Annotated in this window: 21 protein-coding genes; 3 read left to right on the top strand and 18 right to left on the bottom strand. The window is 59.4% G+C overall.

The annotated features are described in order from the left end of the window. Nucleotides 1-159: 159 nt before the first annotated feature. The 4 genes from C9422_RS18895 to C9422_RS18880 all read right to left on the bottom strand — a co-directional run bounded on the left by C9422_RS18895 (nt 160) and on the right by C9422_RS18880 (nt 6,963). Nucleotides 160-1,578 (bottom strand): efflux transporter outer membrane subunit, encoded by a 1,419-nt coding sequence (locus C9422_RS18895; RefSeq protein WP_116581739.1) that lies wholly within the window; start codon nt 1,576-1,578, stop codon nt 160-162. Continuing rightward, nucleotides 1,578-4,769 carry an efflux RND transporter permease subunit gene (locus C9422_RS18890; RefSeq protein ID WP_116581738.1) on the bottom strand — a complete coding sequence of 1,064 codons (3,192 nt, stop codon included), beginning with the start codon at nt 4,767-4,769 and terminating at the stop codon, nt 1,578-1,580. Before C9422_RS18890 ends, C9422_RS18895 begins: the two co-directional genes overlap by 1 nt. 12 nt (nt 4,770-4,781) lie before the next feature. After that, nucleotides 4,782-6,023, bottom strand: a complete 1,242-nt coding sequence (gene mexE / locus C9422_RS18885; protein WP_116581737.1) for a multidrug efflux RND transporter periplasmic adaptor subunit MexE — start codon at nt 6,021-6,023, stop codon at nt 4,782-4,784. Between the two features lie 646 nt (nt 6,024-6,669). After that, complete coding sequence (locus C9422_RS18880) at nt 6,670-6,963, bottom strand: LysR family transcriptional regulator (RefSeq protein WP_116581736.1); 294 nt, start codon at nt 6,961-6,963, stop codon at nt 6,670-6,672. A gap of 126 nt (nt 6,964-7,089) precedes the next feature. Here C9422_RS18880 and C9422_RS18875 point away from each other — a divergent pair, with 126 nt between their 5' ends. From C9422_RS18875 to C9422_RS18865, 3 genes are all read left to right on the top strand, one after another. Next, nucleotides 7,090-7,701, top strand: a complete 612-nt coding sequence (locus tag C9422_RS18875; protein WP_116581735.1) for a TetR/AcrR family transcriptional regulator — start codon at nt 7,090-7,092, stop codon at nt 7,699-7,701. Nucleotides 7,702-7,788: 87 nt separating this feature from the next. Continuing rightward, a complete protein-coding gene (locus C9422_RS18870) occupies nt 7,789-8,877 on the top strand; it encodes a redoxin domain-containing protein (protein ID WP_116581734.1) in 1,089 nt (362 codons plus the stop codon). A 354-nt stretch (nt 8,878-9,231) separates the two neighbouring features. Further along, entirely contained in the window at nt 9,232-9,441 is a 210-nt protein-coding gene (locus C9422_RS18865; RefSeq protein ID WP_008020772.1) for a hypothetical protein, read from the top strand. A gap of 1,154 nt (nt 9,442-10,595) precedes the next feature. Here the strand turns inward: C9422_RS18865 and C9422_RS18855 are convergent. From C9422_RS18855 to C9422_RS18785, 14 genes are all read right to left on the bottom strand, one after another. Beyond that, a complete protein-coding gene (locus C9422_RS18855) occupies nt 10,596-10,895 on the bottom strand; it encodes a hypothetical protein (RefSeq protein ID WP_116581773.1) in 300 nt (99 codons plus the stop codon). A 52-nt stretch (nt 10,896-10,947) separates the two neighbouring features. Beyond that, nucleotides 10,948-11,478: a DUF2514 family protein gene (locus C9422_RS18850; RefSeq protein ID WP_178082426.1), complete on the bottom strand. Its 531-nt coding sequence runs from the start codon at nt 11,476-11,478 to the stop codon at nt 10,948-10,950. Further along, on the bottom strand, nt 11,475-12,026 hold the full coding sequence (locus C9422_RS18845) for a glycoside hydrolase family 19 protein (protein WP_116581732.1): 552 nt from the start codon (nt 12,024-12,026) through the stop codon (nt 11,475-11,477). Before C9422_RS18845 ends, C9422_RS18850 begins: the two co-directional genes overlap by 4 nt. Nucleotides 12,027-12,085: 59 nt before the next feature. After that, nucleotides 12,086-12,550: a tail fiber assembly protein gene (locus C9422_RS18840; RefSeq protein WP_116581731.1), complete on the bottom strand. Its 465-nt coding sequence runs from the start codon at nt 12,548-12,550 to the stop codon at nt 12,086-12,088. After that, nucleotides 12,547-13,500 (bottom strand): phage tail protein, encoded by a 954-nt coding sequence (locus tag C9422_RS18835; RefSeq protein WP_116581730.1) that lies wholly within the window; start codon nt 13,498-13,500, stop codon nt 12,547-12,549. Before C9422_RS18835 ends, C9422_RS18840 begins: the two co-directional genes overlap by 4 nt. 3 nt (nt 13,501-13,503) lie before the next feature. Further along, the gene (locus C9422_RS18830) at nt 13,504-16,725 is read right to left on the bottom strand and encodes a host specificity protein J (protein ID WP_116581729.1); all 3,222 of its coding nucleotides are present in this window, start codon (nt 16,723-16,725) and stop codon (nt 13,504-13,506) included. Then, nucleotides 16,722-17,312 (bottom strand): tail assembly protein, encoded by a 591-nt coding sequence (locus C9422_RS18825; protein ID WP_116581728.1) that lies wholly within the window; start codon nt 17,310-17,312, stop codon nt 16,722-16,724. Before C9422_RS18825 ends, C9422_RS18830 begins: the two co-directional genes overlap by 4 nt. Before the next feature lie 537 nt (nt 17,313-17,849). Beyond that, the gene (locus tag C9422_RS18815) at nt 17,850-18,557 is read right to left on the bottom strand and encodes a C40 family peptidase (protein WP_116581726.1); all 708 of its coding nucleotides are present in this window, start codon (nt 18,555-18,557) and stop codon (nt 17,850-17,852) included. 1 nt (nt 18,558) lies between these two features. Beyond that, a complete protein-coding gene (locus tag C9422_RS18810; protein WP_116581725.1) occupies nt 18,559-19,251 on the bottom strand; it encodes a phage minor tail protein L in 693 nt (230 codons plus the stop codon). Continuing rightward, a complete protein-coding gene (locus tag C9422_RS18805; protein WP_116581724.1) occupies nt 19,248-19,577 on the bottom strand; it encodes a phage tail protein in 330 nt (109 codons plus the stop codon). The genes C9422_RS18810 and C9422_RS18805 overlap by 4 nt, the downstream gene beginning before the upstream one ends. 9 nt (nt 19,578-19,586) lie before the next feature. Continuing rightward, complete coding sequence (locus C9422_RS18800) at nt 19,587-22,367, bottom strand: phage tail tape measure protein (RefSeq protein ID WP_116581723.1); 2,781 nt, start codon at nt 22,365-22,367, stop codon at nt 19,587-19,589. 24 nt (nt 22,368-22,391) lie between these two features. Next, nucleotides 22,392-22,682 (bottom strand): DUF1799 domain-containing protein, encoded by a 291-nt coding sequence (locus tag C9422_RS18795; protein ID WP_116581722.1) that lies wholly within the window; start codon nt 22,680-22,682, stop codon nt 22,392-22,394. Between the two features lie 17 nt (nt 22,683-22,699). Continuing rightward, the gene (locus C9422_RS18790) at nt 22,700-23,083 is read right to left on the bottom strand and encodes a phage tail assembly chaperone (protein WP_116581721.1); all 384 of its coding nucleotides are present in this window, start codon (nt 23,081-23,083) and stop codon (nt 22,700-22,702) included. Between the two features lie 9 nt (nt 23,084-23,092). After that, nucleotides 23,093-23,740, bottom strand: a complete 648-nt coding sequence (locus tag C9422_RS18785; protein WP_116581720.1) for a phage tail protein — start codon at nt 23,738-23,740, stop codon at nt 23,093-23,095. Nucleotides 23,741-23,765: the final 25 nt, after the last annotated feature.

The raw sequence follows: 23,765 nt of genomic DNA, 5'->3' as shown, positions 1-23,765 counted from the left end.
AGATTCGGTAGTCCACAAATACTGCGTACACCCACTAACCCTGTGGGAGCGAGCTCGCTCGCGATGGTCTCAAGAACACCGCGCTTAGCCAGCAAGCGCGCGTTTTCGTTAACGTCCATCGCGAGCAAGCTCGCTCCTACAAAAGCAACAACGGGTTTGTCAGTTGTTTTTCGCGAGCCGGGTGTCGCCGCTGTCCCATCCGCCGCCCAGGGATTTGTAGATCGCCACAATGGCCCGGTACTGGTCGGTTTCACCCAGTGCCTGGGCATCTTCGGCGTTCAGGCGCTCGCGTTGTGCGTCGAGCAACACCAGGTAGTCCACCACCCCTTCCTTGTATTGGGTCGCCGCCAGGTCGGCCGCGGCACGGCTCGACTCGCTTTGCCGGATCAGCGACAGCAGGCGTTGCTGGCGCTTGCCGTAGTCGCTGAAGGCGTTTTCCGACTCTTCCAGGGCGAGCAGCACCTGTTGCTCATAGGTCGCCAACGCACCCTCGGCCTCGGCGTTTGCACCGCGAATGCGCGCCCGCACACTGCCCAGGTCAAACGCGGCCCAGGTGATGCTCGGGCCCAGGCTCCAGGCGCGGGCGGCGCTGGAGCCGATCTGCGAACCACGCCCCGCGATGAACCCCAGGAAGCCGCTCAGGCTCACCCGTGGAAACAGGTCGGCGGTGGCCACGCCGACATCCGCCGTTGAAGCCGCCAGGCGACGCTCTGCCGCGCGCACATCCGGGCGCCGCTGCAACAGCTCACCGGGATCACCCACCGGCAACGCCTTGGCGATGGCCGGCAAGTCCTTCGGACTCAAGTCGATGCCCAGCGTGTCCGGGCGTTCACCCAGCAGCGTGGCGATGCGGTTTTTGTGATGCACCTGCTCCGCCTGCAGTTGCGGCACGCTCGCCTCGACGGCCGCCAGGCGGGCATCGGCACGTACCACGTCGAGTTCATTGCCCACGCCCGCGTCACGCAGGCTCACCGTGACGCTGCGCGATTCGCTCTGGTTCTTCAGGTTGGCCAGGGCGATTTTTTCCCGCAGTTGCGCCCCCCGCAGCTGACCATAGGCATCCACCAGCTCGGCGATCATGCTCACCCGCAGTTGGTACAGGTCCGCCGCCGTGGCGTCTTCCCGGGCATCGCTGGATTCCAGTTCGCGCTGGATGCGCCCGAACAGATCGATCTCCCAGGTCATGTCAAGGCCCAGGTCATAGCGATCGGTGTTGACCCGCTGCTCGGTCAGACCCGGCACCTGCGACTTGCCCTGCTGGCTGCTGACCCGGCTGGTGACCACCGGCAGGTTGTCGTTGCTGATGTCATCGCGGATGGCCCGCGCGGCTTTCCAGCGGGCGAAGGCCACGCGCAGATCGCGGTTGCCGTTGAGCGCTTTACCGACCAGCTGATTCAACGTGGGGTCATCGAATTGCTGCCACCACACCGTTTCAAAACGCGTTTGATCGTAGTTGGCCCCTTGGGCCGAAACGACATGGGCAGGCGCCGTGTCCGGGGTCTTGTAATCCGGCCCGACGGTGCAGGCGGCCAACGCGGTGACCAGCAGACTCGGTAAAAACAGCTTGAAAGCCTTCATCAGTGTGCCTCCGGATCAATGACCTTGAGCGATTGAGCGCGGGCCGCCTGGCGCGCGGTTTTACGTTCGATGTAGCGACGGATAAGGACGTAGAACACCGGTGTCAGCAACAGACCGAAGAAGGTCACCCCGAGCATTCCGGAGAACACGGCGACACCCATGGCCCGACGCATCTCGGAACCGGCGCCGGTGGACGTCACCAGCGGGATGACGCCCATGATGAACGCGAACGACGTCATCAGGATCGGGCGCAGACGCTGGCGGCAGGCTTCGAGAACAGCGTCCAGCGGCGACAGGCCCTGGTCCTGTTTGTCCTTGGCGAACTCGACGATCAGGATCGCGTTCTTGCACGCCAGCCCCACCAGCACGATCAGGCCGATCTGGGTGAAGATGTTGTTGTCGCCCTTGGAGATGATCACCCCGGCAATCGCCGACAGCAGGGTCATCGGCACGATCAGGATCACCGCCAGCGGCAGGCTCCAGCTTTCATACAGGGCCGCCAGCACCAGGAACGCCAGCAGGACGCAGAGCGGGAACACCAGCAACGCGGTGTTGCCGGAGAGGATCTGCTGGTAGGTCAGGTCGGTCCACTCGTAGGTCATGCCGTTGGGCAGCTCTTGCTTCAACAGCTTTTCAATCGCCGCCTGCGCCTGGCCGGAGCTGTAGCCCGGGGCCGCGCTGCCGTTGATTTCTGCGGTGACGAACCCGTTGTAGTGCGAGACCCGGTCCGGCCCCGACGTCGGGCTGACCTTGACGAAGGTGGCCAGTGGAATCATCTCTCCACGGTCGTTGCGCACCTTCAACTGACCGATCTGCTCCGGCTCCTGGCGGAACTGTTGCTCAGCCTGGACGTTGACCTGATAGGTACGGCCAAAACGGTTGAAGTCGTTGGCGTACAGCGAACCCAGGTACACCTGCAGCGTGTCGAAAATGTCGTTGATCGCCACGCCGTGGGTCTTGGCTTTTTCGCGATCGATGGCGGCTTCGACCTGGGGCACGTTCACCGTGTAGCTGGTGAACAGGTTGGCCAGTTCCGGAACACTGCGGCTCTTGCCGATGATGTTCATGGTCTCCTTGTACAGCTCGTCGTACCCCAGGTTGCCGCGGTCTTCGATCTGCAGCCGGAAGCCACCAATGGTGCCCAGGCCTTGAACCGGCGGCGGTGGGAACACCGCGATGTAGGCGTCTTGAATGCCACCGAACTTGGCGTTCAGCGAAGCGGAAATCGCTCCGGCGGACAGGCTCGGGCTTTTGCGTTCATCGAAAGCGCTCAAGCCGATGAAGGCAATGCCGGCGTTCGGGCTGTTGGTGAAACCGTTGATCGACAAGCCCGGGAAGGCCACGGCGCTGTCGAAGCCCGGTTCGTTCATGGCGATGGTGCTCATGCGCCGGATCACCGACTCGGTGCGATCCAGGCTGGCCGCATCCGGCAATTGCGCGAAGGTCACCAGGTACTTTTTGTCCTGGGTCGGCACGAACCCGGTCGGCGTGGTGCTGAAGCCCATGTAGGTCATGGCGATCAGACCGGCATAGACCAGCAACGCCACGCTGCTGCCACGGATGACCTTGGACACGGTCCCGACATACCCGTTGCCGGCCTTTTCGAACAGCCGGTTGAAGGGCTTGAACAGCCAGCCACCGAACAGGCGATCCAGAATCTTCGAAAAGCGGTCCTTGGGTGCGCTGTGGGACTTGAGCAAAACCGCCGCCAATGCCGGCGACAAGGTCAGCGAGTTGAACGCAGAGATCACCGTGGAGATCGCGATCGTCAGGGCGAACTGTTTGTAGAACTGCCCCGTCAGGCCGGAAATGAACGCCGCCGGGACGAACACCGCGCACAACACCAACGCCGTGGCGATGATCGGGCCGGTCACCTCGCCCATGGCTTTTTGCGTCGCTTCGACCGGATCAAGCCCTGTCTCGATATTGCGCTCGACGTTCTCCACCACCACGATCGCATCGTCGACCACGATGCCGATGGCCAATACCAGGCCGAACAGCGACAAGGCATTAAGGGAAAAACCGAACAGGTGCATCACGGCAAAGGTACCGATCAACGAAACCGGCACAGCCACCAACGGAATGATCGAAGCGCGCCAGGTTTGCAGGAACAGGATCACCACCAGCACCACCAGGATCAGCGCTTCGAACAGGGTGTGAACCACCGCCTCGATCGAGCTGCGCACGAAGATGGTCGGGTCGTAGACGATCTCGTAGTCCATGCCTTCCGGGAAGCTCTTCTTCAGCTCGGCCATCTTCGCCCGCACCTGGTCGGAAACGTCGATGGCATTGGAACCCGGGCGCTGGAAGATCGGCATCGCCACCGCTTCCTGGTTGTTGAGCAAGGCGCGCAAGGCGTACTGGTTGGAGCCGAGTTCAATCCGGGCAATGTCCTTGAGGCGTGTGATTTCGCCGTCCGCACCACTGCGGACGATCACGTTCTCGAACTCCTCCTCGGTAACCAGGCGGCCCTGGGAGTTGATCGACATCTGGAAGCTGGTGGCGTTGGGCGCAGGCGGTGAACCCAGTTGGCCGGCCGCCACTTGGCGGTTCTGTTCACGCACCGCATTGACCACGTCGGTGGCGGTCAGGTTGCGTGATGCGGTCTTGTTCGGGTCGAGCCAGATACGCAGCGAGTAGTCGCCGATACCGAACATCTTCACGTCACCGATTCCGTTCAGGCGCGACAGCTCATCCTTGACGTTGAGGATCGCGTAGTTGGACAGGTACAGCATGTCGTAGCGCTTGTCCGGCGAGGTCAGGTGCACCACCATCGTCAGCTCGGGCGATGCCTTGTCCACGGTGATACCGATGCGCGTCACTTCCTCGGGAAGTTTCGGTTCGGTGCGGGTCACGCGGTTCTGCACCTGTACCTGGGCGTTGTCCAGATCGGTGCCCAGGGCGAAGGTCACGGTGAGCGTGAGTCGACCATCCGCCGTCGACTGGGAGGACATGTACAGCATGTTCTCCACGCCGGTGATGGCTTGCTCCAGGGGCGCGGCCACGGTTTCACCGATGACCTTGGGGTTAGCCCCCGGATAGTTGGCGTGGACGACAACGGTGGGTGGCACCACTTCCGGGTATTCGCTGATCGGCAACTGGAACAGCGCGATGGCGCCGGCAATCAGGATCAGCAGTGAGAGCACGGCGGCGAAGATCGGCCGCGTGATAAAGAACCGGGAGAACTTCATGGCTGTGTTCCTTTATCCGCGAGGCGAAACGGCGGCATCGGTTTTCACCAGCGCCGGTGACGGAGCGACGGGCTGATTACTCGCCTCGACGGCCTGCCGCTGACGGGCCAGGTTGGCGACGGTTTGCGCATCGGCCATCGGCGCGTCCTGAGGCGCGACCACCGCGCCGGGACGGACCCGTTGCAGGCCGTTGATGACGATCCGGTCGTCTTTTTGCAAACCACTGCGCACGATGCGCAAGCCTTCGAGCTTCGGCCCCAGATCGACGCTGCGGTACACGGCCTTGTTGTCCTGGTCGATCACCAGCACGAACCGCTTGCCGAGGTCGGTGCCCACGGCCTCGTCCTTGATCAACAGGCCGGCATAGGCCGCGCTGCCCACCAGTTTCAATCGGGCATACAGGCCCGGGGTGTATTGGCCGTCGGCGTTGTCGAACACCGCGCGGCCACGGATGGTGCCGGTCTTGGGATTGACCTGGTTGTCAACGAAGTTCATCTGCCCCAGGTGGCTATTGCCCTCCTCGTTCGACAGGCCCATGTACACCGGCGTGGACTGACTGCGCCGGCCTTCACGGGAGAGCTGGCCGTACTTGAGGAACAGGCGTTCGTCGGCATCGAAATAGGCGTAGACCTTGTCGGTGGAAACCACGCTGGTCAGCGCCGAGGTGTCGGCGGTGACGATGTTGCCGGCGGTGATTTCGGCACGGCTGACCCGGCCGCTGATCGGCGCAGTGACGCGGGTGAAGCTCAGGTTCAGGCGTGCCAGATCCAGCTGCGCCTGAACCGAATCGACACCGGCCTTGGCTTCCTGGGCCGTGGTGCTGCGCGTGTCGGCCAGTTCCGCAGAAATGGCATTGCTGCTCAGCAGGCGCTGGCCGCGTTGCGCTTCGTTGGCGGTTCGAACCAGCGTGGCGCGAGCCTGTTGCAACTGCGCTTCGAGGCGGTGCACTTCGTGTTCGAACGGACGTGGATCGATCTGGAACAGCAGATCCCCTTTCTTGACCGACTCGCCATCGGTGAAGGCGACACGATCGATCTGCCCCGACACCCGCGGACGAACCACGACGGTTTCCGGCGCTTCCAGACGGGCGGTGACTTCATCCCATTCGGTAATGGGTTGCTCAAGCACTTTGGCGACGGTGACAGTGGGCGCACCAGGCGCCTTGGCGGCATCGGGTGCGTGACCGCAGGCCGTGATGGCCGCCAGGGTCAGGGCAGCAAGGGGATAACGCAAAGGTTTGAGTGACTGTTCCATGGGGGTGTCCGCCAGACGGTTTAAGGGTTGGAGAATTCTCGGCCGCACATGAGGCAGCGACGAATCGAATGGAGTGAACTTGGGTATCACCATTAATGATGACCATCATGTATAAGCACAAAAAAAAGGTTTTTCACGCAATACGGGGAAACTGTAGGAGCCAGCTTGCTGGCGATGGACTCCAGTGCGCCGCGTTCATCCAGCTAACCCGCGTTATCGTTGACGACCATCGCTGGCAAGCCAGCTCCCACAGGGGACCGTGCCCACGGAAAAACTGTGGGAGCCAGCCTGCTGGCGATGGACTCCAGTGCGCCGCGTTCATCCAGTTCACCCGCGTTATCGTTAACGACCATCGCTGGCAAGCCAGCTCCCACAGGGGACCGTGCCCACGCTGAAAAACTGTGGGAGCCAGCCTGCTGGCGATGGACTCAAGCACGCCGCGTTGAATCAGGTCACACGCGTTATCGTTGACGACCATCGCTGGCAGGCCAGCTCCTACAGGGGACCGTGCCCACGGAAAAACTGTGGGAGCCAGCCTGCTGGCGATGGACTCAAGCGCGCCGCGTTGAATCAGGTCCCACGCGTTATCGTTAACGACCATCGCTGGCAGGCCAGCTCCTACAAAAGACCGCGTCCGGGTCCAAACTCAGCAGGTTCTTTCATTACAAGCCGTCAGACTGACGGCGGAACAAATGGAGTCCAGTGCCGGCCCGAGCGTTTGCGCCACTTGCAAGGCTCGGGTGGTTGGTTCCATTTTGTGGCCAATGCGTTTAAACAGGGGGTCGTTGAACAGTGTGCGCAGACGAGCCAATGCGCCGCTGACCGCCGGTTGGCCCAGGGACAGTCTTTGTGCGGCCCGAGTGACGTTGCGCTCCTGAATGAGCGCCTCGAATACCACCAGCAGATTGAGGTCGATATTGCGCAGATCATTACGTTTCATGGGTCAGCACCTGTGAGGTGTTTTTCCTGCAAGGCCATTGCCGCGAATTTATATTACGACCATCATTAATACCAGCCCTTCAGCAAAAAATTGCCATGGCGCCCATCGGAAGACAGGACTGCACTCATGAAAGTGACGAAAGACAAGGCAGCGGCCAACAAGGAAGCGATCCTCGGCGCAGCCTCGAGGATGTACCGGGAAAAAGGCATCGACGGCATCGGGATCGGCGAACTGTCCCGTTCGGTGGGCCTGACCCACGGCGGCTTTTACGGACAGTTCCCAGGTGGCAAGGAGCAGTTGGCGTCGGAGGCCGTGAGCCGTACGTTCGAAACCAACATCGACGACTGGCGAGCGGCCAAGTCCATCCCCGAACTGCTCAAGAGGTACTTGAGCCAAGGCCACATGAACAACTGGACCGAAGGCTGCCCGATCCCTGCCCTGGCGGCCGATGTCGCGCGCAACGGCGGTACCGTCAGCCACTCGTTCACCCAGGGCGTGCAGACCCTGATCGAAACGCTGATGCCATTGGTCGACGGCGAAACCGCTGATGAAAAGCACCAGGAAGCCTTGCGCATCCTGTCATCGATTACCGGGGCGATACTGATCGCCAGAGCCCTGGACAATCCGCGATTGTCACAGCAGTTCCTGCAATCGGTGATCGATGCCTGGCCTGCCAAGGCCGAAAAAACCGCACAGGACGCTCCGGTGCGACAAACCGGCGATACAAGTCAAGGATGAGGAGCCGCATCAGCGCTCCGGGCAGCTTCAACAAGACTGAACTAGCTTTACCTGCAACGATCCACGGCCACCCGGCAAGGAGTTGTGATGCGTGCCACGGCATTTTCAGTCGGTCAACCAGCCCCCTGGTTTCATTGCCGCACTCAACTACGAGAACGCTTTTGTTTCGACACCATTGCCGGTCGGTATGTCGTGCTGTGTTTTTTGGGTTCTGCGGCCGACCCTGTATCCACCAAGGTTCTGGAAGATATTCAGGCCCATCGCCCGCGATTCGATGATGATCAAGTCTGCTTCTTTGGTGTTTCCGTCGATCCAGAGGATGAAGAGCTCAAGCGGGTGGAGAGTTCGATACCCGGCATACGCTTCATCTGGGATTTCGATCGGTCGGTCAGCAAGCTCTACGGTACATTGCAGCCAGACGGCAGCATCAGGCAAATGACCTATGTGCTGGACCCTGCGCTACGTGTCCTGGCCATCGTCCCGATAAGCCCCCCCATTGATAACCATGTCCCCTCGTTAATGCGTTTTCTGGATCGATTACCGGCAACGGCTGCGCCACGTGCCGCCACTCCACACGCCCCCGTCCTGGTGGTTCCCCGTATATTTGAGCCGTCTTTGTGTAAAGCACTGATCAGTTATTACGACGAACGCGGCGGCGAGGAATCCGGGTTCATGACGGAGCAGGCGGGTAAAACCGTCCACATCACTGACCATAATCACAAACGACGTCGTGACTGCGTCATTGAAGATGAGGCTCTGGCCAAAGCCTGTGAATCGCGTATAGCCAGCCGTTTGCTTCCGGAGTTACAGAAAGCGTTCCAGTTCAATGCCACTCGAATGGAGCGCTATCTGGTGGCCTGCTACAACAGCGAGGAAGGCGGGCATTTCCGGCCCCATCGGGATAACACCACGAAGGGTACGGCCCATCGCCGTTTTGCCGTTTCCCTGTTTCTTAATTCGGGAGAGTACGAAGGAGGTTTTCTGCATTTTCCAGAGTATGGAAAAGTGTATTACAACGCGCCGACAGGAGGGGCCGTGGTGTTTTCGTGTTCACTCTTGCACGAAGCCACTTCAGTAACCCAAGGTCGCCGTTACATGTTTCTGCCGTTTCTCTACGATGATGCTGCCGGCGTCATTCGAGAACAGAACCTCTCATTTATTGAAAAACAGCCTTGAGTGCCGGTTCGAACACGATCGCCAGGGTTCATGATCGCCGGATGCCCTCCGCTGATGTAAAAGCCGGAGGGCGAGCCGAGGCACTTTTTGCCGGTGGTGCCAGCGTTATCTCCTCTAGACGCGGCGATTCACGTCAAAGCGATCCAGGTTCATCATCTTGAAGGGCAACCCTGAGGGCCGCGCAGGCTGCGGCTTTCAGGTCCTCAAAAAACCCTCTTTGGGGTTTGTATGGCTCAGTTTGGCTATGCAATGACAACATTATGCCAGCCTGACATTCCCTCCCCCCGGCGTCCTGCCGACCGAACATCCCCCCTCTTTGACTGCTACGCTTTCCTCGTTAACTGAGGAATCTCAATGCCAAACTCAGATCTGCTCCCTTCCCTGCTGTTCAAGCTCAACGAAAACCAACTCGCCCTCGAAGCCGCCATCTTGGAGCTTTCGAACTGGGTCGAGCAGCGCGGCTCGGCCGACGTCGCCGACAACGTGCGCGGCGCCTTGGAAGCCATCGACAAGAATGAAGAATTCATCAAGATGACGCTCGCGGTGATGATGGCACCGGAGTGAAGACAATTGATCACTACGCCAGGGTCCTTGCTCCCCCACCAAAAAATAATAGTGAGGCCGGCCCTTGAAAGATGGCAATTCGCCTTCACAATGATCGCTATCCATTTTGAGCACTAAGGGCTGTTAGGTCATATGAAAACAGAACAAGTTGGTGAAGTCGCCGCCGTGGGCGTAGGGGCAGCAGCTGGAGCCGGTCTCGGAGCTGCTTATGGGGTTGGCGTTATAGGCGTTGCAGCCGCTGAAGCTGCGGCAACTGCCGCAATCGCGGCCGGAGCATCGGCCGCAACTACAACAGCGGCGATTGCAGCCGCGGGCGGCGGAGCTGTTGCAGCTGGTGGAACAGGAATGGCTGGCGGGGTTGCTGTGATAGCTGGCACCGCAGCCAGCACCGCCATACTACCGATCGTGGCGTGCGCCGTCGGAGGTGCGGCCGTAGTGGGTGGTTTGGGATGGGGTGCTTACAAGCTTGGTCAGAAACTGTTAAAAAAGTAAGGGCTTTAGAATTGACTACATTCCAAGCAGGGAGAGCTGCACCATGCTTACTGATCAGCAAATCGATGCCGCAATAAAAGCGGCACCAGCTACGCCGGGCGATAGCCGACAACCCGAACACCGCGATTGCATACGCTTTGCCTACGAATGGCTTGATGCACAAACAAAAACGAAGGGCGTGCAAAAAACACCGTTTGACTTAAAACATTTAATTCAGCGATGGGCCGGCAGGTATGTATCAAGCTCGGACGTAGAGGTCGCTGCATACCTACACCCCGAAATTCATGGTCAATATCCTCACTTTAATATCAGTTCGAGACTTACAAACCCATCAATAAGCCGAATATCGAATCTCGGCGAAACGTACACCCAGACCAAAGGCGAATATCATGACCTGGGTAGGTACTCCCGTACTGAGTAGCTCGGCGCGTCACAGCCTTGACGCACACCTGGCATTACCACAACGCAATCGATCCTCGGTTGCGTTGTGGTAATGCAGCAGTACTATCGGGAATGGACTACAGGCCTCGTATTTCAAAGGTATGTATCCCCGATTGTCTAAAACACTAGACCGACATAATCGCCTTTCGGGTCAATGAAACCGAGGAACGTCGAGCTAGTTTTAGACAGCGTTTCACCCTCTGCGGCGTCCTGCCGAACCATCAAACTTCCCTGCACCACCACGACTGCGCATACAGGCAGCCGTCGATTTCCTCCAGACCGCTCAGCGTGAAAGCGTTGGTCGCCATCCCTGACAACCGGGCATCCATCAACGGCGGTAGCGGCACCGCATCAAGCGGCATGCCCGCCGGCCGGATCTCGGCGATATCGCTGGTCCGGTTCAATTGCTCGCACATCTGATTCCTGATGTTGATGTCGGCACGAATGCCTGGCGTTTGCCGGATTGCCTTCCACTCCCGGGCGACGCCCTTCTCTCTCATGCACGTGATCAGGAAATACATGGACTTCTCGACACTGGATAAATAACCAGTATCGTAAACCAACGCCGGTCTTTCAATGAAGAGCTGACGAGCGGATCAGCCCGTCATACGCCTGCTCGCAGGTCACTCCCCGGGCTCGGGCTTGGTCAGCAATTGCAGCCAGGTCGCCCGCTCGCTGGTCAGCGCGCTTGAGCACGTCGGCAAGCACAGCGGCGGCGCGGGTAGCTGCCTTGCTTGCGGCGGCAGTACAGGAATTGCCGCCGGCTTCACTGGCTGCGAGGCGACGGGCAAGGTCGTCGGCGGCCCTGCGCACGCCGTCAGCAGAAGCGCGAGCAGCGGCAGCATCAGCCGTGGCTTGATCGATAATTCGTTGGCCATCTTGGACCGCCTTATTGATTGACTGCTGGTAGGCCTGTTCCTTGGCGCGTTCGCGGCTTGCGTTTTCCAGCGCCGCGGCCCTGTCGTCAGCATCGCGTTGGTGCCAGGCCGACAGCCACTTGGCATCCGTGACCGTCACGCCGTGGTGATAGGCGCCGAGCAGCGCGCCAGCCACCAACAGCACCGCCGCCATATAAGGAAGGAATTGGCGTAGGATCGCACTCATGGCAACACCTTCAGCGCGGCGCGGTAAAAGGCTAGACGCTCAGCCAAGCCATTCAAGCCGCCATTGATGCGCCGGGTGATCGCGTTAAAGTCGCTGGCATCGGCCAACGCATTCAGGTTCCGCGAGTTCCAGAACCACGCCGCTGATTTCGCCGCCCACTCGGCCTGCTCGAGCAGCTCAGGTGTCCGGAGCAGCCGGTCATCACCGAACAGCGCCTTGCTGCACGCCAGGTAGTTGTCGTGTCCGGTAACCTGGATCAGACCACGCCCGCGGTACTTCTGACCGTCGCCGTCAGCTTCGTACGTATTCCCCAGGCGCTTGGCCAACGGCCCAGTGTCGTACTTGCTCAGGTACTGATCGCCGCCCAACTCCTTCACATACCGGAACTGGCCTGACTCATGCCCGACCTGTGCGATGAACGCAGCCATGCGCAATCGGGTGCTGATCTGAAACCGATCCATGGCCAGGTTCAACGCAGATGCAAAAACGCCGGCTTGTTTGCCGGCGTTCGGGAGGATCTGCAACAGTTGCTGCTGGGTGATGGGCATTGCGTTCTCCAGGCAAAAAAATACCCGCTCGATGGCGGGTTGCGTTCATTTGGCTGCAGCTACGCTACGTCGGGCGCGACCGCCGAAACGGTCAAGTCCATGCCTTCAGCGGGCTGTGTTGGCCAAGTAACTTCCGGCGGCCATCCCGTTTGGCCGGTGACTCGCCCGAGCAGTACGGCATAAGTTTTCCACTGTTTCAGCTGAGCCGTGCGCACCGGAAGCTCCGCCACCTCTTCGGGCGTGGCCATCTCAAGTTCAATTGAATCATTCAGGGTGCTGATTCGATTGATCAGCGCGACCTTCTGAGCTGCCGCCAGTTGAGTCAGCTCCTGAAGCTTTGCGCTTTGAACGGCAAGAATGCTTTCGTGCGGATTCAGGAAGTCAAGATAGCGTTGGTCGTCATCTTCCATGACTACCAAACCAGGCCAGTATTCCGGATCCTGCGGCGACCAAAATACTGCCGTGATGCGACCATCAATAATCTGGACATAGATAGTTGTTGTGTCTTTGACTGCTTCGGTCATATCGAATACCTCGTCACGCTAATGGTGAAGGCTGGAGTACCGGCAGTGTTGGTGGTCGACACATAGGCGGTCTGCGCAACGGCTACATCAATCGCAAAGCTGCCGTTGATGGCGCCGCCAGCTACAACAGTGCCGGAAACGTTCTGTGCGCTAGTGCCAGCACTGTTAGAGCTGATAGTCATGCCAACGTTGGAGGCCGATGAAGACGAGTTGGTCAGGTTGCCAGAAATGCTGATAGCGTTGAACGGCACCGCCGCGGCCAGCGAGAACGATTGCAGAGACAAACCGCCAGTACCGCCCGAAAACACCTGAGCGCCCGGTAAGCTGATACTTCTGTCTATCTGACTAAATACCTTGAACTGTCTAGAAGCGTTTGTAGGAACCACACTGACAAGTGCGGAAGCAACATAGCCAGATGGCATATTCGCGCCCGCGTAGATTTCCGGTGCTACTGCTGATGTTGCGTTTACGCCGAGAAGCCTGGCGACACCGCCTATTGTACTAATGACATAAATCGCAACGTACCCACTGACCGGAGCAAGACCGGTATCCATGCCGTTGGTGCCGGTAGTCGCCAGGTTTATTGTTTGACTGAACCCAGAAATTTGAAGGGCCTGGCCTCCAAGATCGGTCTTGACGACGACCTCATCAGCTGAATAAGTCGCGGTGGCCGAGGCAGCGGCCACCGACATCCTTCCATTGCGTGTTTCTCCCACAACTACAGTGGATTGAGCAGCGTCAAGCTGGCCTCGATCGATCCACAGCGTGTTAGCCGAGTTGCGCTGCTTTAGCCTTCCGGTACCGGTGTCCCCCCAGACTTGGCAGGGGAATGATGGGCTCGGTGCTGACGGTCCACTACTTTGCGAGGCGAGCGCCACCAAGGCTTGGTTCATGTCCGTACGGAACGTCAGGCCGGGGCCGTTTGCAACGTTCATGTCATGTTGCGACATAAGTCAGTATCCCTTTGAGATGTAGTCAATCGAGCGGCCTGACTGGGCTACCCCACTTGAGTTGCGGATAAATACCTTGAAGCCTGCGGCATTTTTGGTGGCCGTAGGCACATCGAGGTAGTCGCCCGGGGAAAGCCCTTGCGCCGTCAAACTGAGCGCTGGGCTGGTATGGAATGGAGGTGAATAGGAAACGGTCAGCCCCCCGATAGGAACGGGGATGTCATTGCCGATTTCGATTCGACCAGGCATGTCAAACACGACCTGGAGCGTCTGCACATCGATCCAATCCGAGGTTTGCGTAACAACCCCGCGCAGCTCGAAATCGAATAGACGAGCCCTGTAATCACCAACAACGAACGGCTTCCACGCTGACCACACTGCAGGGAACACGTCGGAGGTTCGAACCCACAACGACAGTGAGGCTCCATTCGGAGGAGGCCCGTCAACGCCTATTACGGCATCAAAATCAGCCACTTGGTCAATGTACGTTCCATCATTGTACAAAGCGGCCTCAATAGTCGCCGTAAGCCTGCAATCGTAGACATACACAAGGTCTGTGGGCGCCGCGAACTGATACGACATCGATGGCGAAGATCCTCCGAACTTGTCGGTTTCGCTGAGGTTTGCGTCAACACTGGGGATGTCGTCAAACAGCCCGGTGCCAGCCATTCGCAGTACTCCACCGTCAACGGCGGCGTTCACGGCAGTTCCTGCGAACCCAGGCGATTCGGATAGCGTCAAAAGGATGTTAGATGGCAGAGGTACCTGGGCGTCTGACCAGACTTCGGTAATCGGCCCCCCAACACCAGATGAATCAACCGCACGAGCGAGGTATTTCCCTGGCATCAGCGAAACCACAGCCGATGTCGACCGCCCTACAGCCTCGGTGATCGGCAACGCTATATCCCAGGTCGCAGCCGTGTTACGCGAGTGCCTGATGTTTATGCTGCCGCCAAGCTTCACATCAAGCTCTGGAACTGGGTCCCACGCCAGTGTTGCGACACTGTTTATGACGTCAAGTCTGAGCCCCGTCAGAGCGGAGGGAGCAGCAAGCAATGCCTGTGCGGTGTAACTCTGGATTGATGCGGGGCCTGACAGACCAAGTACCGACTTTGGCGTAACGCGGACCGACCAAGGGCCAGCGGAAGCAGAATCAAAATCAACGCTCGGCGTCGATACTTCGCTAACGTACTCCCAGTTCCCTCCGGGCTTCATGACCTCGATCTGATAGCGCATTGCATTCGCCGGCCGCGCCCAACTCACTGACAGCCTTGCTGCGGCAAGACCTGTGCCCGTGTCATAGAGCGACTCCGAGAACGTCAACTGCCCGACTGCGGCCGGAGCGCCAAGATTGACAATGCTCGTCGGGGCATCAACATCGGGTATCCCGAAGTCCACTTCATCGAACTTATCGGCATCGTAAGCGACGGCACTGATGGCGTAGGTTCCGTCGTCGCCTTCGCTAATCCCGATAACGCGGAATTTCTGTGTATCCAGCGCCGCGGCGGCAAATGCCCACGGGGCCGATGCCAGAGGAGCACTTGGCAATGCAGGCGAGACGGCTACAGAGGTCGCGCCGGTCGAGACGGTGATGGTCCGGCTGGCGTAGCTGCCATCAGCAAGAATGACACTCACGACGCCAGTCCCACCCAGCCCCAGCGGCGCATCCAACAGCAAGGAAGTCGTTGTGCTGCCCGTCAGCAGGCGACCGCCATTGCGAGCGCCGGCACGGTTGGCATCAGCAATATCGATGACGTCCCCGGGCAGCGGAATGGCGCCGTCAGCACCTACGGCGAACGTCACCGCCTCGCTTTCGGCATACAGCAGCCAACGACCTAAGCGACGAGCTTGCCCCCTGGAGGTACAGCCCACAGCCACAACATCGCTCTGCTGGATGCGACCCCACTTGGCGATCAATTCAGGCCGCTCGACGATCTCGACCGACTGCTTGTATTGCTGGAATGGGTTGTTCCAAGTCACCGCCGCAACGTTGAAGCGCTGATCGGAGGCGACCGATTGGTAGCTGAACTCGCCGCCGACCACATTCGCGTTGTTGAACAAGTACCGGCTGGAGCGCGGCGCGTCCTGCACAGCAGTGAGTGTGCTGCCGGCCCAGAAACATATGGCCCGGAATACCGACACCATGTCATTGACCAGCTTCCACGCATCTTGCTGGGTGGTCAGGACCATGTCGCAAACAAAGCGCGGTTCATAGCCGCCATTACCATAGCCATTCGGCACCATCACATCGCAGTATTGGCCGATGTTGAAAAGCGCGTATTTGTCAATCAGGGTCGAATCGAGCAGACCACCGAGCCCGTAGCGGGTGTTGGTCAGCATGTCGTACCAGACCCAGGCCGGGTTGTTACTCCATTCGCGCTTGAACGTGCCGTCCCATGGCCCGGTGTAGTATCGTGTGGCCGGGTCATAGTTGGCTGGCACCAGCACCTTGATCCCTTGCACCATAAACGCCATGCGCGGGATGCTGGAAAACTGCTGAGCATCGATCGAGATGCCAACCATTGCTGTATTGGGGTAGCGCAGTTTTTCGTCCCACAGCAATGTCATGCTGTCGAAGAATGTGCGGTTTTGAACTGCCGCGCTGACGGAATCCGCTGTAAGCCGGGTGACCCTGACATAACGCGGGAAACCACCGGATAAAGGCAAGCGCAGGTAATACGAAAACTGCGTGCGACTCATGGTCTTGCCGTCAATCGCTAGGTCTGCGCACAGTGGCAACCAGGCGCCGCTGCCAACCTTGCCCTCAATGCGAAACTCGGCCCTTGCGCCATTCGTGTCGCCGTTCTGGGTGTTCTGCGTGGACAGCTGTGGGGTGCTGATGGTGACGCGGACAGCATCCACATCGGTGTCGGTGATGGCGCGCTCGGCCGCAATTCCCGCCTTGAGTTCAACCCCTACGGTCTGCTCTGCCTCAAGCCCCGTCATGGGCATGTAGGCCTGCCCCTGAGTGCCTGGACGGAAATCAACAGTCACGTCAGAAAAGTTGAAAGTACCGTCAGGGTTTTGCAGTGGCACATCGTCGAAGAACATCCCCATGGTGCCGTATGGGATGCCGTTGATTTCACCCTCGCTGATCGCGTGCAGGATGCGTACATGCTGACGGGAGCGAAGGCTGTCCGGCGCTTCAACTGCGGCCCGGACGGTACCGCTACTGCCACCCCCACCCTTTCCGCCGCCCTTGCGGCCTACGATGAGCTCGCTCATGCCGGTATAGCCTCCGCCCAGGTACCCATGCCGACGACACTGGAGCCCACCAGCATCTGCCCATAGACAACAGGCACTGGAAGGCCCTGTTGTGTCGAGTTGAATGCGCCGTTGAAGATGTAGCTGGGTTTGTTTTCTGAGGCGGCCTGCTCTTGTTGGTTGGGCGCCTTGGGGACTGGCGTGAGCAATTGCGAAACGCCGCCGATCGTCAGGGATAAGCCAATAGAGAACGCGACAGGCCCTAGCCAGATTGATGCAATCATCAGGGCGACTCCTGCGATGGTCTGAAACAGCCCGCCGCGCTTGCTCCCCGAAATGATGGGAACAATACGAATTTCGGTGGTTCCGCTTAAGGTGAACCCATCCTCTCCAACATTCTCTCGGTTGCGGAAAATGGCGAAACGCAGGCCCCTCTTTTCCGATTCACGAATGAAATCCTCGAATCCAGGTAATGTGTGCTTCAGGGCGCTAAACGCCTCAGTCGTGGTGCCTGTCTCAAGCTGGCGAAAGTGCTGACGACCGAAGGATTTGGCCAAGCTGCCGGACAGCAAAATCATGGTCATGGCCTTGTTGTGGGCAGCGCTCATAATTTTCTCCAGACATAAAAAAACCGCCTCTAGAGGCGGTTTATGGTTATTTTTACTTTTACCGAATTCTGGTAAGTCGAAGACTTCCATCAGATGGGAGAAGTATCCGATAGGCAACATTTGAGCCGGCTTTCAAGTCTGCGTCTTGCGAGGTGGAAATGTCTGGGCAGATACCACTTCCAGTCTCTAGACGAAAGAAGTAAGACCCTGGCTCAAGACTTAACTGAATGAACTCTCCGCTTCTGATCGCAAAGACCTTTGTATTGTTGACGTAAACATCATGGGTACATCCAGATCCGAAGATGCCGGTGTCACGCAAAAAAACAACGCCTGCTCTCCCGGGTAAATCGCCAGATTTTACATATTGAGGGGCATACACCCTTTCCGACGGGATAGGGTGTGCAGTTTGCTCGGTCACCGGGCTTGTAGAACACCCTGCCAGCGCAGCCAGGGCCAGAATTGTTATAGCTTTCCACATTGCTGAGCCTCCTTGTGTTTTGCCGACTCTAACAGGGAGATTGCGCACAAATACAGGGCCTATCGGTTGTAGCGCAGGATATGGGTCGTGCACTCGCGGTAAGCTCGGCCGTAGACCTCTTTACAGCTCAACCTCCCGTACAAATGATGCAAAATGACGTCGCCGTCCAGCCAGATCGCGCCGTGGCAGGGTGTGGGGCTCCCGATCGCCATGACGATCAGATCGCCGCGCTCGGGCGAACTGACCTCAATGAACCCAGCCTTGGTGAAGTTGTCGACGTACAGGTTTTCGCCGTTGTGCCACCAGTCATCCTTGCGGTGGAAGTCCATCAGCGTGATGCCGAGCACCTGGCGATAGTAGTCGCGGACCAGGGTGTAGCAGTCGATGGCACCGTGCACAAAGACGCGCCCCTCCAACGGCATTTCGCCGCTCGCCGGCATCTCGTGCCACGTCGCAACTCCATTGGCCAATCCAACGATCCACCAGGTAGTTCGACTCGCTGCGTGGCTCGCAAGGTCGTGCAGGCTCGGCTCGGGGCCGACATCCGGGTGCGAATGAACGATCACGACGATGTCGCCCATGTCTTCGGCGGCCGCATAGTCCTCGGGATGCAGAACAAAGTGATCAGGCTCGTCCGATTGATTCCGACACGGCACGTATTGCGGCTTGCCCCGCACACTGACCACCAGCCCTACCGATTCGCGCGGGTATTCAGCGCGAGCATGGGCTTCGGCGTCAGACCGGCATTTAGTGAACAGCTCGCTCATGTCAAAGCCTCGGTACGTTGGCAATGCCTGGGAACCCACCAAAGGGGAGTTCTCCATTTTCACCAAAGCGCAGCTTGCAGCCCTTTATGGAGCGGCTGCACTGGTCCTTGGTCGGATCGCTGGTTGGGGTGTTCAGGTAATCCGCCACAGGCCCGCCGGCATAGCCGCACTCACCTGAGCGGTACGCCCATAAGCAGGTTGATGCGATCACCTGGCGCCGCGGCAACTTGATGCCGGTTAGATCGAGCGGAGAACCCAGGTCGAATTCGATCGCGGCCGATGTTTCATTGGCCTTGCGCGTGATAATCCACGTTTCGACCGGGTATTCCTCGAAGGGGTTGGCCGTGGGGTTGCCCGCCGTAAAGTTCACTGCGTCCAGATACTTGACCAGCGTGCGCCGCCGCTTGAGTTTGGCGCCCAGCAGGTCTTCGTACTGTCGGCACAGTGCTGAAATGGTGCCGCCGAAGTTGCCGACCTGAAGTTTTGGGCGGGCCGGCGAACCCTGGCTGGGCGTAGCGAACTCCGAGGCATTGATCGGCCAGGGGCTGTAGGTGCTGCCCTTCCAGATGACAGAGCCTTTGTTTTCATTGGTCCCCGCATGAAAGCGGATCGTCTGGTCTGGCAGCACCAGCTCGAAGCCTTCCCAGATCGACATGCCATTTGCGAGCGCGAGCTGACCTTGAAGTGCCGTCATTCGAACACCTCCTCAAAGGTCGCTGAAAGGCTGTCGATGCCGCGCGCCACATCGGTGCGCGTCCACTCACGACAAACAAAAACCCCGCTGTTTAAACCGGGGTGGGTGTAGCTGAAGGATTCGATCCCGCCTCGGGCAATCAGAAAGGCGTCGATGGCATCGATCTCTGAGTTAACCCGTTTGAAGGTCAGCGAGAACTTGCGCGGCTGGCGATTGATACCGATTCCCTGCCGCTGCTCGTACCCGTCACCGAACTTGATCACCTTCACCGTCGGGGTGATCACCCGGGAGGCGTCATAAGTCGCTCGCCATGTGAAAACAGCCATGATGCCTCCTTAAGTGAGTTGCCCACCGTTACGGCGCGCGGTGGCGATTTCTTGCCGGCACACGACCTTGATGGCTTCGGCCAGGCGTGCTGGATCGGGTGTAGCACCGCCGCCATCAGTGGCGTCCACCGTCACGCTGACGTTGACCGTGCTGGAGCTACCGCCACCGCGAACACCGAGGCGACCTTGTGAGTCGCGAGCCAGCGGAACGATGGCCTCAGGCCCTGCCTCGCCCATCACGCCAGTTTTACCGTTGGCCATGCCAAAGGCTGTAGGCGAGCTGACCACGCTGTTGGAGAAGGCCCCGCCATTGGCGAACATCTGCACGCCGCCAGACCAGGCCCCGCCCTTCGCTTGCTGGGTTTTAATCCAGTTCGCGTAGTCCGATCCGGTGTAGCCGGCCTGCGTTGAGCCCGTCGAGCCGCCGAAGTAGGAACTCGCCGCGTTGGCAGCCAGACTAAACAACCCGCTGAGCGCCGAGGAGCTGGCCTGCCGCGCCGCGATCCGCGCCATATCCGCCAGAACAGACTTGGCGAAGTCGGAGAACGACAGCTTCCCGGTCATGGCGAACTGGACGATGGCGTCTTCCATTGAGCTGAAGGCGTTGGTGAACAGGCTTTTCGTCTGCCCGGCCACGTCGCGTGTCGACTCGAGGTAGTTTTCCCAGGCCGATGATGCGCCGGCGCTCCAGCTGCCCTGGGCATCCGTCATGTCGTTGTAGTTGGCGACCACAGTGTTGCGCAGGTCCTGCTGGCTCTGTGCAACGGCTTTCAGTTTGGCGTTGTACTCATCGAGGCTCATGCCGCGCGAGCCGTCGCCGTACTGGTTGGCCAGGTCGATGCGCTGGGCATTGGCCTTGTCGTCGATGGCGTTGAACTGGCCCTGCAACCCTTTCTGCCGATCACCCATGCCAAGGCTCGCCGCCTCCCGCTGCCCTTGCTGGCGAAGCGTGACAACCTGCTGTTGCAAGGCATCGGTATAGCTCTTGATCGCCAGCGACTGCTTCTTCAGCCGGCCTTCCTCGTTGGTGGCGAGGACTTCAAGCTGGCTATCAGCATCCTTCTGCGCCTTGACCATATTGGTGCGCGCGTCGGCAATCTTCTGGTCCAACTGGACGCGTTGGGCACCAGTCGTGCCGGCCTTGTCCTTCACGGCTTCCAGCGATGAGATCTCGGCCTCGTAGGCCCGAGTGACCTCCTCACGCTCCGCCCGGATCAACGCGGTGCGCTGGTCGAGATAGTTTTGCTGCGTGATCAGGCCGGCTTTCTGCTGCGCCTCGAGCTCCTTCTCGGAGTTCGCGTAGGTGGCCTGCAGCTCCTTGATCGCGTTCTGGGCGTCGTTGTAGCCGCTCAGGTTGAGCTGATTCGCCTTGCCGGCCGGGTCTTTGTTCTTGTCCTTGATGTTCTGGATGTTCTTCGCGACAACATCGGCCTGGACCAGAGGATCATTCGGATTGGCCTTGCGTAACGCTTCGACGTCCCGCTTGTAATCCTTGATCAGCTTGTTGCGCTTTTCCTCGTTGGTGAGGTTGGCGTCACTGATGGCCTTCAGTTTGCCGGCCGCCTCAATGCCTTCGCGCTGGATGGTGTTGTAGTTCTCTTGGGCCTTGGCAATATTTTGCTGGGTCTGAAGCTGGTTGGTGAGCGCCTCAATGCGGCTTTTCAGCAGCTCGCGCTCTTGCGCGACAGCGCCACTCTTGGAGACGATGCTGTTGCCGCCGGCCTTAGACTCTAGATCGGCAAGTTTCGCCTTGGCTTCCGCAAGTTGCTCGCCCATGCTTTGCGCGCGGCCAACGTCCAGGGTCGCATCCAGCGCGCCGGCAGCGGCCGACTTGACCCTCTTCCATGCGCTTTCGATCAGCCCCAGGTTGGCGGTGACGTCGGCTGTCCGGGTTTTGATGGTGTCGGCATAGGTGTCGGTCAGCAGTTTGGCGGCGCCGATGGTGTCGCCCTGCTCCTTCAGCGCAACGATTTGCGAGTAGACCGAGGCCGTCAAGAAGTTGTACTGGTCGTTCAGTTCCTTCGCGGCTGCGACCGGATCTTTTCCGATCTTGGCAAACTCAGCGACTGTCTCTTCGATGGCCTTGCCGGTTGCCGATTGCATCTCAAGCGCGGCCGTGGCCACGACGCCAAAGCTTTCGCCGGCGATCTTGCCGTTGCCGGCAAGTTGAGTCAGCACTTCCGCCGCTGCACCGGTGGTGCCGATTGTGGAACTGATCTGAGTAGCCAGTGAGCTCAATTGGTCAGCACTGGTCCCAGCCGCGTTGCCGGTAAGGATCAGCGCTTTGTTATAAGCCGCAGCCTCTTCGCTACCTTTGAAGTAGGCAAGGCCAAGACCGGCCGCCGCCGCAGCTGCCAGGGTGAATGGGTTGATCAAGCCGGCGACATAGCCGCCCAGTGCCTTGGCAGCCGGACCTACGCCACCGAACATGTCCTTGAGCTGGCCACCTTGTTGCAACAGAACCGTCAGCGGGGATTGCCCGCCTTGCAGACTAGTGATGATGTCAGTGACCTGGGATGGGACGCCCCGCAACGCAGCGGCGGTCTGCGCAGCAGATACGCCAACAGCAGCGGTTTGCTTACCAAGCTTGGCCGTGGCCGCCTCGGCCGCCTTCGTCTCGGCCGCCATCGCCTTGATGGATGCGCTGGCCTTCTTGCTCTCGCCGGTCAGGCCTTCCGTGGCTTTCTCGGCCTTCGCGCCAGCCTGAGCCAGGCTATCCAGTTCAGTGGAGGCCTTGGCTACGTCACCGGTCTCTACCTTGATCCCAAGGCTGGCGATGTCTTGTGTCATGCCATTCTCCTGACAATAAATTCACTACGCCTCAGCCATGACAGCGAGCGCTTCGGCCTCCATTACTTGAAGGTCAGGAAAGAGTTCGGGGAGTTGCCGCTTCTTGATGCCGAGGTAGCTGGCCACGTCGCGGATGGACGTGTAGTCGAGCCCGGTAGCGCCACCGGCTCCGGTGCGCCACTGGGTTCCAAGCGCATTGAACAGGCGGAAGACTGGCCAGTTGTCTGGCCAAATCTCCACGTCATCCTCTTCAAAGTCTTCCGCATCCAAGCCAAACAGCGACAGCGTTTCTTCAGGCGCTCGCGACCCGTACATCGCTTGCGCCGCGGCAATCAGTTTCCCCGGCGGGCTACTGCATAGGCATTCTGATAGGCGTCAAGGACCGCAGCCGGCGCGCCGACGCAGGTGGTCACCAGCTCGGTGATCGCTTCGTCAGTGAATGCCTCGTCGAAGCTCCAGCCCACGACGATGTCCTTGATCTGCCCTACCTCGAGCAAGATCTGCCGATCAGTGGCCGCTTCCCAAGTGGCGCCATCCTTCATCGCCTCCTGGGTGAGCTCATCACGCTGGGAGTTCCACTTGTCGTAGTACTTCGACAGCTCCTTGCGGTCGCGGTACCGGAACTCGATCTGGACCTTGATCGAATCGAACCCAACGCGCGGGATCTCGACTTCAGCCTTGAACGTGGCGTTCTGGGCAATCTTGAAGCTAGCCATGTGTTCCCCTTACGACAGGTAGCGGGTAGGAGCGGCCTGCAAGGCCAGGGAGACGGTGCGCGTCAGAATGTTGCTGCGCGATACGGCAGGCTGCAGCGAAAACGAGGTGTAGGCGCCGTAGTACAGCTTGTCGACACCAGGCAGGTTCAGGCGTGCGGCCTGTACGGTTTGTGCCACATCCGCCGCGGTTACGATCGGCACATAGGCCAGAGTCGGGTCATCGGCAACGGTCAGCACCATACTGGCGGCCGCCTTATCGGTCGGCAGCTGGCGGCCTTGGGCATCTTCGAGGAACACGACGTCCTGATAGTTCTGGTCACCACCGGAGAACGCCACGTCGGTGATCTGCGGAATCTGTACCCAGGTCAGGACTTTCTTCAGTGAGCCTGCACCGGAGCCAGCCGGAAAAATCGTGGTGCTGGTAGTGTCGATCGCCTCCAGGGTGATCGCCGTTGCGGTCGCGGTCTTGACGCGGACGACCTTGTTGTTCAACGCGGTCCAGCCAGAGGTGACCAGCAAGATATCACCGGTGACCAATGTCGCGCCGACCGTGGTGCAGATCGCTTCGGAGGCGTTGGAGATGGCCGAGAAGGCGAGTGGAGCAGCGTAGGTGGCGGCGTGTTCGAACGTCGCACCGTTGGGCAACTTGTATCCCATGGGGGTTTCCTCTATGCAGAAATGA

This window comes from Pseudomonas sp. B1(2018) (assembly GCF_003097365.1).
Taxonomy (GTDB): domain Bacteria; phylum Pseudomonadota; class Gammaproteobacteria; order Pseudomonadales; family Pseudomonadaceae; genus Aquipseudomonas; species Aquipseudomonas laurylsulfatiphila.
Note: the sequence above shows the minus strand (reverse complement) of the source record. Positions and strands in the feature narration are given on the sequence as shown.